14 protein-coding genes are annotated in these 15300 nt (G+C 64.5%); 1 reads left to right on the top strand and 13 read right to left on the bottom strand.

Translation table 11 applies throughout. From position 1 onward, the window contains the following. Positions 1-27: 27 nt before the first annotated feature. Both XI06_RS08910 and deoC read right to left on the bottom strand, forming a co-directional pair. A complete protein-coding gene (locus XI06_RS08910) occupies positions 28-2415 on the bottom strand; it encodes an aldehyde dehydrogenase family protein (RefSeq protein WP_271605079.1) in 2388 nt (795 codons plus the stop codon). 2 nt (positions 2416-2417) lie between these two features. Next, positions 2418-3335 carry a deoxyribose-phosphate aldolase gene (gene deoC / locus XI06_RS08905; protein WP_271605443.1) on the bottom strand — a complete coding sequence of 306 codons (918 nt, stop codon included), beginning with the start codon at positions 3333-3335 and terminating at the stop codon, positions 2418-2420. 334 nt (positions 3336-3669) lie between these two features. Here deoC and XI06_RS08900 point away from each other — a divergent pair, with 334 nt between their 5' ends. Further along, positions 3670-4464 carry a DeoR/GlpR family DNA-binding transcription regulator gene (locus XI06_RS08900; protein ID WP_237859049.1) on the top strand — a complete coding sequence of 265 codons (795 nt, stop codon included), beginning with the start codon at positions 3670-3672 and terminating at the stop codon, positions 4462-4464. An 81-nt stretch (positions 4465-4545) separates the two neighbouring features. Here the strand turns inward: XI06_RS08900 and XI06_RS08895 are convergent, their stop codons facing one another. From XI06_RS08895 to XI06_RS08845, 11 genes are all read right to left on the bottom strand, one after another. Then, positions 4546-5697 (bottom strand): substrate-binding domain-containing protein, encoded by a 1152-nt coding sequence (locus XI06_RS08895; RefSeq protein WP_237859050.1) that lies wholly within the window; start codon positions 5695-5697, stop codon positions 4546-4548. 103 nt (positions 5698-5800) lie between these two features. Continuing rightward, the gene (locus tag XI06_RS08890; RefSeq protein ID WP_271605078.1) at positions 5801-6793 is read right to left on the bottom strand and encodes an ABC transporter permease; all 993 of its coding nucleotides are present in this window, start codon (positions 6791-6793) and stop codon (positions 5801-5803) included. Further along, the gene (locus XI06_RS08885) at positions 6790-8370 is read right to left on the bottom strand and encodes a sugar ABC transporter ATP-binding protein (RefSeq protein ID WP_237859052.1); all 1581 of its coding nucleotides are present in this window, start codon (positions 8368-8370) and stop codon (positions 6790-6792) included. The genes XI06_RS08890 and XI06_RS08885 overlap by 4 nt, the downstream gene beginning before the upstream one ends. A gap of 470 nt (positions 8371-8840) precedes the next feature. Next, positions 8841-9830, bottom strand: coding sequence for a dihydroxyacetone kinase subunit DhaK (gene dhaK / locus XI06_RS08880; RefSeq protein WP_271605077.1), 990 nt, complete (start codon positions 9828-9830; stop codon positions 8841-8843). 36 nt (positions 9831-9866) lie between these two features. Then, positions 9867-10298 (bottom strand): hypothetical protein, encoded by a 432-nt coding sequence (locus tag XI06_RS08875; protein ID WP_237859054.1) that lies wholly within the window; start codon positions 10296-10298, stop codon positions 9867-9869. After that, a complete protein-coding gene (gene ptsP / locus XI06_RS08870; RefSeq protein ID WP_271605076.1) occupies positions 10295-11893 on the bottom strand; it encodes a phosphoenolpyruvate--protein phosphotransferase in 1599 nt (532 codons plus the stop codon). Before ptsP ends, XI06_RS08875 begins: the two co-directional genes overlap by 4 nt. A 3-nt stretch (positions 11894-11896) precedes the next feature. After that, positions 11897-12211, bottom strand: coding sequence for an HPr family phosphocarrier protein (locus XI06_RS08865; RefSeq protein WP_237859056.1), 315 nt, complete (start codon positions 12209-12211; stop codon positions 11897-11899). Further along, positions 12204-12590 (bottom strand): dihydroxyacetone kinase phosphoryl donor subunit DhaM, encoded by a 387-nt coding sequence (gene dhaM, locus XI06_RS08860; RefSeq protein WP_237869733.1) that lies wholly within the window; start codon positions 12588-12590, stop codon positions 12204-12206. The genes XI06_RS08865 and dhaM overlap by 8 nt, the downstream gene beginning before the upstream one ends. Continuing rightward, complete coding sequence (gene dhaL, locus XI06_RS08855) at positions 12587-13201, bottom strand: dihydroxyacetone kinase subunit DhaL (protein ID WP_237859061.1); 615 nt, start codon at positions 13199-13201, stop codon at positions 12587-12589. The genes dhaM and dhaL overlap by 4 nt, the downstream gene beginning before the upstream one ends. Further along, positions 13198-14205: an ABC transporter ATP-binding protein gene (locus XI06_RS08850; protein ID WP_237859062.1), complete on the bottom strand. Its 1008-nt coding sequence runs from the start codon at positions 14203-14205 to the stop codon at positions 13198-13200. The genes dhaL and XI06_RS08850 overlap by 4 nt, the downstream gene beginning before the upstream one ends. Beyond that, positions 14198-15295 carry an ABC transporter ATP-binding protein gene (locus XI06_RS08845; RefSeq protein WP_271605075.1) on the bottom strand — a complete coding sequence of 366 codons (1098 nt, stop codon included), beginning with the start codon at positions 15293-15295 and terminating at the stop codon, positions 14198-14200. Before XI06_RS08845 ends, XI06_RS08850 begins: the two co-directional genes overlap by 8 nt. Between the last annotated feature and the right edge of the window lie 5 nt (positions 15296-15300).

Here is a 15300-nt window from a genome sequence, read left to right as displayed (position 1 = left end):
CATTCATATCACCGCCAGGTGACGTCTCTAGTCACCATAGGGAATCCAGATGTTCTTCACCTGCACCGCATGGCGGAGCAAGATCGGCCCCTCGCTCGCTGCCCTGTCGTACCAATCGAGCGCCAGTCCATGGTCGACCAGCGTGCGCTTGAGATTGCCGACCGAGAGCCGCTCCGCCGCAGTCGAGGCCTCCTGCGAGCCGAACACCCAGAGCGCATCGACGTCGTCATGCTCGGCAAGGACCTTGGCAAGCGCATCGCGCTCGCCCGTCACGATGTTGACGACGCCGGCCGGCACGTCCGACGTCTCCAGCACCTGGTAGAAATCGGTCGCAGCCAGCGGATGCCGCTCGCTCGGCACTGCGACGACGCGGTTGCCCATCGCGATCAGCGGGGCCACCAGGCTGATGAAGCCCAGCAGCGGAGCTTCGTCCGGACAGGCGACCCCGACGACGCCGATCGGCTCGTGCATCGCAAGCGCCACGCCGCGCAGCGGCGGCGCATGGATCGTCCCCTCATATTTGTCGGCCCAGGCCCCATAGCTGAACAACCGCTCGATACTCGCCTCGACCTCGGCGCGCGCCTTGGCAGGCGAAACGCCGGTCATATCACTGATGCGCCGGGCGAACTCGTCGCCGCGCGCTGACAGATTCTCGGCAAGGTAGTAGAGGATTTGGGCGCGATTATGCGCCGTCGCCCGCGCCCAAGCTTCAGCCGTACGCGCGGCAGCCACCGCGTTGCGGATGTCCTTGCGATTGCCCTCGCCGACCTCGCCAAGGTGTTTTCCTTTCGGCGACAACACGCTGCGCGAATAATTCCCGTCGGGGCGGACCTGCTTGCCACCGACGAAAAGCTTGGCGGTTCGGTCGATCGACGGCGTGCCGAATCCAGCGCCCTCGGTCGCGGCTTCAGGCAGTGGCGGCAGCTTGGCTCGCGCTTTGCGGCCGGCCCATGCTTTCGGCTTGAGATATTCGAAGAGACCTTCCCGCCCGCCCTCGCGGCCGAAGCCGGACTCGCGATAGCCGCCGAAGCCGACGCTGGCATCGAATAGATTGGTCGCATTGACCCAGACCACGCCGGCTTGAAGTTTTGGCGCGATATCGAGCGCGAGGCCAATGGTCTCGCTCCAGACGCTGGCGGCAAGCCCGTAGCGCGTGTTGTTGGCGAGCATCACGGCCTCATCAGGCGTGCGGAATGTCATTGCGACCAGCACGGGCCCAAAGATCTCCTCGATCGCCACGGTCGAGGACGGATGGACGTTCCAGAGCAAGGTCGGCGGATAGAAGCAACCTTCCGCGGGGATCGCCCCGGACGCCTGATACTTCTCGGCCCCCTCCTTCACACCTGTTTCGACCAGCGCCTTGATCCGCTCGAGCTGGACAGGCGCGACCACCGCGCCCATGTCGATCGCCTTGTCGAGTGGCGACCCGACGCGGAGCGTCTCCATGCGGCGGATCAGACGTTTGCGGAAGGTCTCGGCGATACCCTCCTGCAACAGCAGCCGCGATCCGGCGCAGCAGACCTGGCCCTGGTTGAACCAGATCGCATCGACCACGCCTTCCACGGCGCCATCGATATCGGCATCGTCGAACACGATGAACGGCGACTTGCCACCGAGCTCGAGGGTCAGCGACTTGCCGCTGCCTGCGGTCGACTGGCGGATCAATCGGCCGACCTCGGTCGATCCTGTGAAGGCGATCTTGTCGACACCGGGATTTTCGATCAGGAGCGCGCCGGTGGCGCCGTCGCCGGTCACCACATTCAGCACTCCGGGCGGCAAGCCGGCTTCCGCCGCGAGCTCAGCGAACAGCAGCGCGGTGAGCGAGGTGAACTCCGCCGGCTTCAGCACCACGGTGTTGCCAGCCGCCAGCGCGGGCGCGATCTTCCAGGCCAGCATCAGCAGCGGAAAATTCCAGGGGATGATCTGGCCGATCACACCGACCGGAACGTGGTCGGCGAATTCGCGCTCCTGCAATTGCGCCCAGCCGGCGTGATACAGGAAATGGCGCGCGGCCAGTGGCACGTCGAGATCCCGGGTTTCCCTGATCGGCTTGCCATTGTCGATCGCTTCCAGCACCGCGAACAGTCGCGCATGACGCTGCAGCATACGCGCCAGCGCGTAGAGACGGCGGGCGCGACCGTGACCACCGAGCTTCGCCCACGGTGCCTGCGCCGATCGGGCTGCGGTGACGGCAGCCTCGACATCGGCAGCGACGCCTTGCGCGATTTTAGCGAGTGACTTGCCGGTGGCCGGCTCGATCGTCGTCAGATGCTTGCCCGAAGCTGGGCTCACGAACTTGCCGGCGATGAAATGCGCGAACGTCGCCTCATGCCGCTTCAGCCAGGCGCGCGCCTCGCCGTCCGCCTCGGGAGCTGGACCATACTCCATGGTCTCGTAGTAATGTGCGATGCTCATGCTCAGCCCACGGGATGGCGGTTGAAGGCCGAGTAGCGGCCGGTGACGTGATGCTCGAGCTGGCGCTCGATATCGGCGAGCAGGCTCGAGGCGCCGATCCGGAATAGATCCGGTTCGAGCCAGTCGCGCCCCAACTCCTCCTTCATCAAGAACTGATAGTTGAGCACGTCCTTCGCGGTCGAGATTCCACCGGCTGGCTTGAAGCCGATCTTGAAGCCGGTGCGCTCTTCATAGAGCCTGATCATGCGCAGCATCGCCAGCGTCACCGGCAGCGTGGCGTTGACGCCTTCCTTGCCGGTCGAAGTCTTGATGAAGTCGGCGCCGGCCATCATGCAGACCATCGAGGCCTTGGCGACGTTGCGCAGCGTCTTGAGATCGCCGGTCGCCAGGATCGTCTTGAGATGCGCTTCCCCGCAGGCGGCGCGGAAATCCCGCACTTCATCGTAGAGCGCGCGCCAATCGCCGGTCAGCACATGCTCGCGCGTGATGACGATGTCGATCTCCCGCGCGCCGTCCCTGACGGAAGCCTCGATCTCCCTGAGCTTGAGATCGTGGGGGATGAGGCCCGCAGGAAAACCGGTCGAAACCGCAGCCACCGGAATGTCGGATCCTTCGAGCGCTTCGACGGCGGTTGCGACGAAGCGGTGATAGACGCAGATCGCGCCCGTGTGCAGCGTGCGCCCGGCAAAGCCCACGGCCTCGAGGAGATCGCGCCGTAGCGGCGCCCGCGCCTTGGCGCAGAGGCGCTTCACACGCTCGGTCGTATCGTCGCCGTTGAGTGTCGTCAGATCGATGCAGGTGATTGCCTTGAGCAGCCACGCCGCCTGCGCGTCCTTCTTGACGGTGCGTCGGCCGGGCAGGCTCGCGACGCGGCGCTCGGCGGCGGACAGATTGATCCTGATCTCGTCGACCCAGTCCATCTCGAGCGCGCGGCCGGTGTTGCGCGCGATGGCATGAGTGTGATTGTGATCCCGTGCATGTGGCTGCACCGGCACCGCGGATGGATTTGATATCAAGACGCCCTGCGCCATCGGTACGCGTGCGGTGCTAGCGAATCGGCGGAAGCGACAGATAGACTGGTGCCGATTGCAACATGCGATCCTCCCATCCCTTGCCCGTCGGAGCTTCCGTTGCCTGCCATCGCTGACAGGACCGCCCTCCGGACTAGATGTTATTATTGTAACAAATTGACGTTGCTAAACTCACATCATTGTAAGATCATTGTCAACCGGATAAGCAAGCTCGGTGACGAAAATGGCTGAAACACCGACCGCACGCTCCAGCGAGACCCGCGTCCAGCGGCTGCAACGGCTGCGCCGCGCCGTCGAAACCAGCGGCGCGCTGCATCTGAAGGACGCCGCTGACTTGCTGAAAGTGTCGGAGATGACGGTGAGGCGCGACCTCGCCGGTCCGGACGGTACGCTCGCCTTGCTCGGCGGCTACGTGGTCAATGCGGCCTCGCCGACCGGTATCAAGTACACGTTCGAGCAGGAGATCGACCAGCACACGCAGGACAAGCGCCTCGCCTGCCGTTCCGCTGCCGCCTCGATCAGGGAAGGCGACACCATCTTCATCGACTGCGGCACCACCATGCAGTCGCTGGCGGATTGCCTGCCCGAGGACATGCCGCTCTCGGTGATCTGCTATTCGCTGAACGTTGCCACGATCGTCACTCACCGCCCGGCAACGCAGGTGATGCTGATGGGCGGGCTCTACCATCCATCATCGCAATCATTCTCGTCGGATGACGGCCTGTCCTATCTGCGGCGGCTCGGGGTCAACAAGGCCTTCATCTCGGCCGGCGGCCTGCACTGGACCCGCGGCGCCAGCTGCTCGAATTTTCACGAGGTCGCTATCAAGCAGGCCGTGATCGCGACCGCTATGGAGAGCATCCTGGTGGTTGATGCCAGCAAGCTCGGCAGCCTCAAGCCGGCCTTCTTCTCTGACGTCGGCTCATTCTCGCGGATCATCGTCGGCGGCGCAGTGCCACCAGACACGCGCAAGCACTTCCGCAACCTTCCCGTCGAATACATCACCAGCGCAGCCTGATCCGGATGGGGGCTGGTCCGCCCGGATCAGGCCTGCTGGACAATGCGTGGTCCGGTAGAACCACGCATTGTAACCGCGAGCTCAATTACAAGCGGGCTTCGCCTTGTTGCAGGCATCCGTCAGCTCGGCCGGCGGGTCTTTCTTGAAGACGGTCTTGTAGGACTCCAACACGTTCGCCTGCGTCACCGGCAGCGACTGCACACCGACCCAGCCGGGCGTTTCCTTGCCCAACAGCGCGTTCATCATCGCCATCGCCTCGGCGACGCCCTGGTCATAGGGACGCTGCGAGCCGGTCGCCTTCAATGGACCGCCCTTGGCAATCTCGATCGCCGATTGCAGGCCGAGATCGACCGTCGTCATGGGAATGTCGATGCCCTGGGCGCGCATCGAGCTTAGCGTATCCAGTGCCGGCTGATCCCACACCGCGTAGAGTCCTTTGACGTCGGGATTGCCGGTGAGGAAGTCGCCCGCGATCTGCGAGACCTTTGGCGGATCAGTGAAATCGACCTGCTTCATCTTGATGTCGGGCCGGTTCGCCTTCATCCACTCCCGCACCCCCTTGGTGCGCTCGTTAGTGCTGAAATAGTCGACGCCGAAATTGACGAGACCAATGGTGCCGCCCTGCGGCATGCAGGACGCCAGGATCTGCGCTGCGATTTGGCCGTTGCCCTGGCTATCCGCCGAGACCATCGTGGCATATTCCTCGGGATGCTTCAGGCCGGTCGGGATGCTGTCCATCAGCACGAGCTTGATGCCGGCCTTGGCGATCTTCTTGTAGGTCGGCGCGGTCGCGGTGAAGTCTACCGGGATCGAGATGATGCCATCAGGATGCTGCTGGATGGTGTTCTCGATATCGGCGATCTGCTTGTCGACCTGATATTCGGCGGAGGCGACGCCGGTCACCGTCACGCCGTACTTCTTCAGCGTGTCGGTGATGCCCTGGATCTGGAGCTGCGACCAGTCGAGGTTGACGGTCTGCATGGAGATGCCGACCTTGAAGTGCTTCTCCTTGATCTTCGCAACGTCGGCCTCCGACAGCGCGAGCACCTCGGGCGAAGCCGCCTTCTCGCCGTGGGGGCCCTGGCCGACGATCGATTTTGGTCCGAGCGTTGCGAGATCGACGCCCTTGACGCAGGTCGCGGGCACTTCAGCGCGGGCCGACGGGATCGTCGCGACGGCCGCAGTGGCCATCAACACGGTCAAAGGCAAGGCGTGTCGCAAGATTGGTTTCATTTGTTTCCTCCATGTTGGTCGCCGATTACCGGAGGGCCAGCGACCTTGCCCCTACCCACGCGGCGCAATGAACCAGTGGCTCATGCGCCGCGCCTGACTCTGGCTAGCGTTTCGTGAAGGCAACCGCGGCCACGATGATCGCGCCCTTGATCACGAGCTGCATCGGCGAGCTCACGCCGAGCAGAACGAGGCCGTTATTGAGGGTGCCGATGATCAGGCTGCCGAACAGCGTTCCCAGGATGTAGCCGCGCCCGCCGAACAGGCTGCAACCGCCGAGGATCACGGCAGCGATGACGTCGAGCTCCATGCCCTGCACGACATCGGGTCGCGCGGCATGTGAGCGTGCGGACAGCACCAGCGCGGCGAGGCCCGCGAGCGTGCCGGTGAGGACGAAGGCCGCCGTCGTGATCCGCTTGGTGTTGATGCCGGAATAGAGCGCCGCAGTCGGGTTGCCGCCGACCGCATAGATGCGACGGCCAAACACGTTGTAGTGCAGCAGCAGGATGCCGACGATCATCGCCGCCAATGTCCAGGCAATCGGAACCGGGATGCCGAGGAACGTGCCTTCGCCGAAGATCGCGAAATAGGTTTCGTTGGTGATGATGACGGGCTTGGTGTTGGTCACCATCATCGCCAGTCCCCGCGCCATGCTCAATGAGCCCAGCGTCACCAGGAAGGATGGAATCGACAGTTGCGTGGTCAGGATGCCGTTGATCAGCCCGACCAGCGCGCCGGTGCCAAGCCCGGCGACGGCGCCGACGATCCAGCTGTTGTTGATCTGGCTCATCGCCAGAGCCGCCGCCATGCCTGACAGCGCCAGCGTCGATGCGACCGACAGATCGATCTGACGCGCGATGATAATGAAGGTCATGCCGACTGCGATGATCGACACCAGCGTGGTCTGCCGTCCGATGTTCAGGAAGTTGTCGACCGAGAGGAACCAGGGCGAGGACAGGCTGAACACGACCAGCAGGATCACGAAGGCGATGTACAGCATGTACGGCCTCTCGCCCCGCAGCAGATTCTGGACAATTCTACGGCGCCGGTCGGACCGGGTCGACGAAGCGACGACGTTGGGAGCGGTCAGTTCGGTCATGCGGACAACTCTTGCGATGTGCTCAGCCCGGAGGCCTGGTAGATTTGGAGGAGATGGTGCAGCTCTTCGGCGTCATCGATCTCGCCGCGCACCAGCGTTCGAGCGACGCGCCCATTGACGATCACGGAGATGCGGTCGCAGAGCTCGATCAATTCGACGAGGTCGGACGAGACGACCAGAACGCCGCTGCCGTCGCGGGCGGCATTCCGGATCACGGCGTAGATCTCCTCACGCGCGCCGACGTCGACGCCAACGGTCGGTTCGTCCAGCAGCAGCACGCGCGGCCGCGGATCATTCCATTTTCCGAACACGACCTTCTGCTGGTTACCGCCCGAGAGCGTCCTGACCAGGCTGGAGGCGCCTTGCGCTTTCACCGAAAGCCTTGCGACCGCACTTTCCGCACGCCTGGCTGCGGCGCGTTGCTGCATCCAGCCCCAGCGCGAGAAATGCGGAATCCGCGGCAAGGTGACGTTTCGTTCGATCGAATGATCGAGGACCAGGCCCTGCACGTGCCGGTCCTCCGGCACCAGCGCGACGCCCTGCTCGATCGCATCGGCCGGCCCGGCCGGCAGCCAGCGGCGGCCTTCGATTTCGATTGCGCCGCTCTCGAGCGGTCGCAGGCCGAACACCGTCTCCAAAATCTCCGTGCGTCCGCTCCCGATCAGCCCGGCAAGACCGTGGATCTCGCCCTTCCGCACGGACAAATCGACCGCGCGAAGCCGGTCGTTGGATACGTTCGACAGCGACAAAACCGGCGACGGATCCAACTCACGCTTCACGGCAGGCTCAGTGCGCGAGCCTGTCAATACCGATCGATCTGACCCGACGATGGCGTTCACCAGCCGCTTCATGTCGGTCTCGGCGGTGATGAACGTGCCGGCGTTGGCGCCATCGCGCAGCACAGTGACGCGCTGCGAGATCTCGAAGACCTCGTTCAGCCGATGGGTCACATAGATCACGCCGACGCCGCGGCGCGTCGCCTTCCCGATCGCGTCGAACAGGATCCGGACCTCATCCGATGTCAGCGACGACGTCGGCTCGTCGAGGATCAGCAGCCGGACCTCGCCCATCAGCGCCTTTGCGATCTCCGTCATCTGGCGGTAGGCGAACGGCAGCGAGCCGACAGTCGCGCGCGTATCCAGGGGAATGCCCAGCTCTTTCAGGAACGCCTCGGCCCTGACCATCAGCGCGCGCTTCCGGACAAAGCCGAAAGCTGTGCGCGGCTCGCGACCGAGCAGCAAATTGTCCGCAACACTCAAGGATTCGACGAGGCTGAGGTCCTGGTAGACAACGGCGATCCCCGCCTCGCGCGACTTCGCCGGGCTGTCGAATTCCACGGGCTTGCCAGCGATCTCGATCGTGCCGCTGTCGAGGCTATGAACTCCACTGAGGATCTTGATCAGCGTGGATTTTCCGGCGCCGTTCTCGCCGAGCAGCGCATGCACCTCGCCGGCGCGAACCTGGAGGTCGACGTCGCGGAGCGCCCGCACGCCGCCAAAACGCTTGTTGATGGCACTGACCATCACAAGCGAGGTCGACGGCAGGGATTCTGCTGCAACCGAACCCGACAATTCCAAACTTTCCTCCCGTCGCCCCCGCGAGATGCTGGTACGATGGTGACATATTGTTATTTTTGCAACTTATCTTGTTATAATTCTATCATCCCGGGCGACCTGTCAATGGGAGATCCCGCCTTCCCGAGCCGGTTCGAACGGCCGCTGGCGCCGTCCCAGGTCGTCCGACTGCGGCGGCGGCAAGGGCGGCCGGTGCTTTCAGGGAATTTGCCTAGAGTGGAGGACGGGGCACGATTGCTCCGACGCCAGGTTCCTCGTCCAGCGACAGAAATTGCTTCCGCAACCAGACGCCCGCGGGTCGCGCACATCGTGCGAGGCTGGCCAAAGCCAGCTCATACCGACTGCGATGAGCTTCTATTGAAGCTCCCGTGCACGCATCGTGCACACGCTATCTTGCAAGACCAACCCTCGCCCCAATCCGTCATCGAGCGACGTGAGCCATGTCGTTGGTGATCGAGCCTGGTTTCCGCCAATCACATGCGCCAGCGAAGCGCGGCGGTATGCACCGGCGCGTCCCACAATTCCTTCGACTGGCCATCGAGCACGGAGACGGTGATCGAGGCACCGGCCATGTCGAGGGAGGTCACATAGGAGCCGATAAGAAAACGCGTGGCCGTAACTCCCGCCCCGTCCAGGATGCGCTTGGCGCTATTGGCCATCAGATAGAGCTCGATCAGCGGCGTCGCACCGAACCCGTTGATCAGAAGCAGGACTTCGCTGCCTTTGCTCGGTTCGAGATCATCCAGGATCGCGCCAAGTATGTCGGCTGCAATCGCATCGGCAGAGGCCAGCGGCACCCTGCGTCGCCCCGGCTCGCCGTGAATGCCGACGCCCATCTCCATTTCGTTGTCGGCCAGCGTGAAGTTCGGCCGGCCCACCGCCGGCACGGTGCACGGCAACAGCGCGACGCCCATCGAGCGGGTGCGCCTGTTCACATCGTCACCGAGCGTCTTGAGCGCGGCGAGCGGCATGCCCTTTTCGGCCGCAGCGCCAACCATCTTTTCCACAATCAGCGTGCCCGCGACGCCGCGACGACCAGTCGTGTAGGTCGATTTCTCGACCGCGACGTCGTCATTGGTGACCACGCTTGCAACCTCGCGCCCGGCCATCTCGGCGGCCATGGTGAAATTCATCACATCGCCCTCGTAATTCTTGACGATGAAGAGCACGCCTGCCCCGGTATCGACGGCCTCCGCCGCCTCGATCATCTGATCCGGCGTCGGCGAGGTGAAGACCTGCCCCGGACAGGCAGCGTCGAGCATGCCGTGGCCGACAAAACCCGCATGGAGCGGTTCGTGCCCGGAGCCACCGCCCGAGATCAGCGCAACCTTGCCAGGCTTCAGATTGCGGCGGCGCACGAACTTCCTGTCAGCACCGAGCAGCAGGATATCGGCATGGGCTGCCGCCAATCCGTCGAGACTCTCTTCGAGCACCGTGTCGGCGCTGTTGATCAGCTTTTTCATGGCGTCCTCCCGGTTATCTTTTGCGTTACGAATTCGTCAGCCGATGCTTTCGGCGTAGCGGGCGAGCTGGGCAGCGAAGTCGACGATGAGCTGCTCGAGCGCACGATTTTTCTTGTCGTCACCGAGATCGGGCACCGTCACCGTCACGACGCGCGTGCGCGCCTCGCGATGGGCGCCGCGCAGCCGCCCCGGATGCGCGCGCCCATAGGCTTCGAGGAACGCCGCACGCTCAGAGCCGGAGAGATGGCAGACCTCGAAAATGATCGCGACATGCTTTGCAGGGATCGGCACCAGATAGGCCGGATTGGTGATCTGGCTGACGAAGGAGCGGTTCTTGCCGAGCGCGGCCGCGAGCTTCAACCGCGTCCCCGAGGGCCGGTTGTCGAGCGCCCGCCGCAGGATGAGCTTGTAATCCGCGACGTTGCTGTCGCCCGGCCGGCTCGCGTCTTCGCCTGCATCGTCACTCATGCGGTCACCCCGGCGATGGCAGCCTTGAGCCGGGCTACAGCGATCGGCGAGACCGAGAGGATCGTCAGGCCCGTCGCCAGCAGCGCATTCGTCAAGCGCGTATCGGCGGCGGCATCGCCGCAGAGCGAGACCTCGACGCCACGCTTAAGCCCGGCCTCGACCGTCCGCGCGATCAGCGCCAGCACCGCGGGATGGCCGGCGTCGTTGAGATCCGCGACAGCGCCGATGTCGCGCGCCGCGGCCATTGTGTACTGAGTGAGGTCGTTGGACCCGATGGAATAAAACGCCGCGTCGAAATCGTCGGCGCAGAGTGCGGCCGAGGGGACCTCGACCATGATGCCGAGCGGCGGCCGGGCGCAGGCAATGCCCTCTGCGCTGAGAGCCGCAAACTCTGCGTCCAGCATGGCGTTGGCGCGGTCGAGCTCGGAGGGGACAGCGACCATCGGCAGCATCACCTTCAGTGTCCCATGCACGGCCGCGCGGCAGAGCGCGCGCAACTGCACGCGAAACACCTCCGGTCGCGCCAGAGAGAGCCGGATTCCGCGCAGGCCCAGGAATGGATTGCGCTCGCCATCGACCGTCACGCCGGGAATCGGCTTATCGCCGCCAGCGTCGAGCGTGCGAATCGTCACGGGCCGCTCCTCGGCCCATTCGAGAATGCGCCGATAGACCTGATATTGCGCGTCCTCGCCCGGAAGCCCTCTCGATCCCTCGAACAGAAACTCCGTCCGTACGAGGCCAATGCCGTCGCAGATGGCGGGATCGAGACTCGCCAGCTCTTCCGGCGCGGCGACATTGAGCATGACGGCGATGCGCTTTCCATCGGCGGTCAGCGCGGGTTTGAGGCGACCAGCATCGACAGCAATCTGCGCGGCAGTCGCGGCTGCCATCCGGTGCTCGAACAGGCGGCGCGTTTCAGGCTGGGGATCGAAGATCACGGTGCCGGCGTCACCGTCGACCAGCGCCAGTGACGGCGGCTGTCCGTTCCATGGCAACGGCCCCAACCCGACCACCATCGGAGCGCCCCGCGATCGCGCGAGCATCGCAACATGCGATGACGGCGATCCGCTGGCGAGCGCAATTGCGCCGCCGCGGGTCCAGTCGACAGCGAGGAACGTCGATGGCGAAATATCATCACCCGTGACGATGGAATCGCCGGAAATCTCAGAGATCGTGTTTGCACCGTTCAGGCCCGCGAGGACGCGATCGCGAATGTCGACGAGATCGGCAGCACGCGCCCGAAAATATTCCTCGTCCGCCGCGCGATAGCCTGATATCTCGGCTTCGAGCGCCGCGCGCCAGGCCTCATCGGCGGCCGTACCGCCCGCGACGGCCTCGTAAGCGCCTTCTGCAAGCGCATCATCGCCGAGCATCGCAACCTGGAACTCCAGGATCTCCGCGGCCTCGCCGTGAACCGTCGCGATCAGATCGGCGAGCTCCGCTGCTGCACCTTCAATCGCTGCCTTCAGCGCCGCGGCCTCCTGTGCCGGATCGCCCTTCTCAGCCCTGCCCGCCACTTCTGTCGTCAGCACCGCGACCGGCCCGATGGCGAGGCCGGGCGAAGCGGGATGGCCGGTGAGATGGATCTCGTCCACGACTTACGCCTCGCCGAAACCGTCATGCACCAGCGCCAGCATGGCCGCGAGCGCGGCCTCGGCATCAGGACCGTTGACGCGGAAATGGAGCGTTGCGCCCTGCGGCGCCTTCACACGCATGACCTTCACAGGGCTCTTGGCGTCCGTCCAGGGTCCCTCCGCCGCAAGCGCAATTTCGATCTTCGCGGTAAAGCCCTTTGCCAGTTGCGTAAGCTTCACCGATGGTCGCGCGTGCAGGCCGACCGGGTTGACGAGAACCGCGGAGGCGGTCAGCGGCGCGAACGACTGAGCCGCACGGTTGGCGTTGGCATCATGCATAGAATTCCTCCGCGCTGCGCTTGACGGCGGCAAGCGATGAGCCGCCCGAAGATTCGGTCGCAGCAATCACCGCCCCCTCGACCACCGGGGCATTACAAACCAGCACGCGCGCGCGACGATCTTCGGGGAGCATCTCCACCGCCATCTCCGAATTGGTCTCGGCGCCGCCGAGATCGACGAGGATCGCAACACCCGCCGGCGACCAGGCGGTCTCAATCGCCTCGAGGATTCCGGCAACGTTCGTACCTAACCCGCCATCGACATCGCCGCCGGTCCAGGCCAGCGGCACTGCTTCACCGACCATCTGGCGAACCATATCGGCCGCGCCTTCCGCGATCTTCGGCGAATGCGACACGATGACAATTCCGACGTTGCTCATGGATTGACCTCGAATTCCAATATCTCAACTGCCGCGCCGATCAGAAGGGATGCCGAGCGCGAGCCCGGGTCCATATGACCGATGGAGCGTTCACCAAGGAACGATGCGCGGCCGCGAATCGCCAGCATCGGCGTGGTGCGATCGGCCGCCTGCACAGCTTCAGCCGCAATGGCCTTGGCATCACCGCCGCCTGCCAGAATGGCGTGAACCGGTACCAGGACATCCAGCAGCGTCTTCTGCCCCGCCTCGGAACGACCGCGCGCCTTGACGGCCTCGATCGCCTTGTCCGTCGCCGCGACCAGATCAGACCGGCTCGGCTGTTCCGGAAGAGACTTACCCAGCTCCATGAAGAAAGTTCCGACCAACGGCCCTGACGCACCGCCGACTTTCATGACCAACGTCATTCCAATCGCCTTCAGCATGTCGGGCAGCGACTTGTCGGCAAGGCCCGGCAATGCCGCGAGCACCGCCTCGAAACCGCGCTTCATGTTCAGCCCGTGATCCCCATCGCCAATCGCCTGGTCGAGGCTCGTCAATTCGTCCGCGTGCTCGATCACTGAACATGCCAGCGCTCGCACCAGTCTTTCCCTGGCTACCCGATCAAGGCTCATGCCGCCACCCTCCAGCCATTCGCATCGAAAAACAGCGGCTTGTTCAGACGGAGCGACACGACATCGCCGGCGCCAAAGCCCGCCTCGGGATCCGCCAGGGTCACAACCGGTCGGCCGGCAAGGTCGAGATGGAGATGGCTCTGGTCGCCGAGATGCTCGACCCGCCTGACGGTTGCCGAGACATCGCCGCCGCCGCGCGCAATCGTCAGATGCTCGGTCCGAGCGCCGACCGTCTCGGCACCGGCAGGCGCGCGACCGAACAGGGCCGCTGGCAGCAGATTGATCGTCGGCTGGCCCAGCCTTGCGGCGACATGCGCGTTGATCGGGTTCTCGTAGATCTCGCGCGGCGAGCCGATCTGCAACAGCCGTCCGCCCTCGATCACGCCGATGCGCGAGGCCATGGTCATCGCCTCGGTCTGATCGTGGGTGACATAGAGGATCGTCGCGCCGAGATCGACCTGGATCCGCTTCAGCTCGAGGCGGAGTTCGCCGCGCAGCTTGGCATCCAGCGAGGACAGCGGCTCGTCCATCAGATAGATCGAAGGCGAACGCACCAGCGCCCGACCGATCGCGACGCGCTGCATCTGCCCGCCCGATAGCTGCGTCGCCTTGTTGTCGAGCTTGGTCTCGATATGAAGCAGACGCGCGACCTCCTGCACTTTCGTGCGGATATCGGCTTCGCCTACGCGGCGGGTTGGCGCCCGCAACGCAAAGGCCATGTTCTCAAACACGGTGAGATGCGGATACAGCGAATATTGCTGGAAGACGAAGGCAACGTCGCGGTCCGCGGGAGCATCGCCGGTGACGTCGCGCCCGTCGATGCGGATCGAGCCGCTATCCGGCTGCTCCAACCCGGCAATCAAACGCAGCGCGGTGGTCTTGCCGGCACCGGTCGGCCCGAGCAGTGCGACGAATTCGCCGTCACCTATCGTCAGCGACAAGTCGCTCAGCGCCTGCGTCTTGCCGAAGGCCTTGGAGACGGAGATGATCTCAACCTCAGCCATGCACAACTCCTTCGTGCAGCGCGGTGCGAATGGCCCGACCCGACGCCTTGTCGAAGATCGACAGCGTATCGGGCCGGAAGTCGAGCCCGACAGTCTCGCCCGTCCGAAACGATCTGCTGCTGGGTGAGCGGGCCTTGAGCGCGCCGTAGCTCGTCGCCACCGTCACGATCTGCGTCGTGCCCAGATATTCCGTGCCATAGACCTCGCCGCGCACCATGCCGCGATCCGTGAAACGTACGTGCTCGGGCCGCACCCCAAGCACGAGCTCGCTCTCCGCCATCGCCTCGCGCGCAGCCGGAATCGCAACGTCCCGTTCGCCGAGTCGGATCGCCTCCGCACCGGTCTGCAAGCCGCCACGGAACGGCAGGAAGTTCATCGGCGGCGAGCCGATGAAGTCCGCGACGAACAGCGACGCCGGCCGGTCATAGATGTCACGCGGGCTTGCGACCTGTTCGACCACGCCATTGTTCATCACCGCAATCCGGTCGGCCATCGCCATGGCCTCAAGCTGGTCATGGGTGACGTAGACGGTCGTGGCGCCGAGCCGGTCATGCAGAGAACGCAGCTCATGAATCATGGCCTCGCGCATCTCGGTATCGAGCGCGCCGAGCGGCTCGTCCATCAGAAAACATTTTGGCTTGCGCACGATCGCCCGCCCCAGCGCCACGCGCTGCCGGTCGCCGCCCGCAAGGCCCGAGACGGAACGGTCGAGCAGATGCGAGATCCGCAGGATGCGCGCGGCCTCGACCACCCGCCGGTTGCGCTCGGCCGCACCCATGCCCTCGCATTTCAGGGGAAAGCCGATGTTGCGCCGGACGTTCATGTGCGGATAGAGCGCGAAGAGCTGGAACACGAAGGCGATGTCGCGGGCCGACGCGCGATTCATCGTCACGTCTTCGCCGTCGAGCCGGATAGTCCCTGCCGTCGGCAGCTCCAGTCCCGCGATCATGCGGAGCGTCGTGGTCTTGCCGCAGCCGGAAGGCCCGAGCAGGCAGAGAAACTGGCCATTCTCCACAGTGAAGCTGGCGGACTTGACTGCATGAAACGCACCGAAAGATTTGTCGAGCGCCTCGACCTTGATCTGTGCCATCGCGC

It is taken from the genome of Bradyrhizobium sp. CCBAU 11434 (genome assembly GCF_028128895.1).
GTDB lineage: Bacteria > Pseudomonadota > Alphaproteobacteria > Rhizobiales > Xanthobacteraceae > Bradyrhizobium > Bradyrhizobium zhengyangense.
This window is presented reverse-complemented; position numbering and strand designations above follow the sequence as displayed.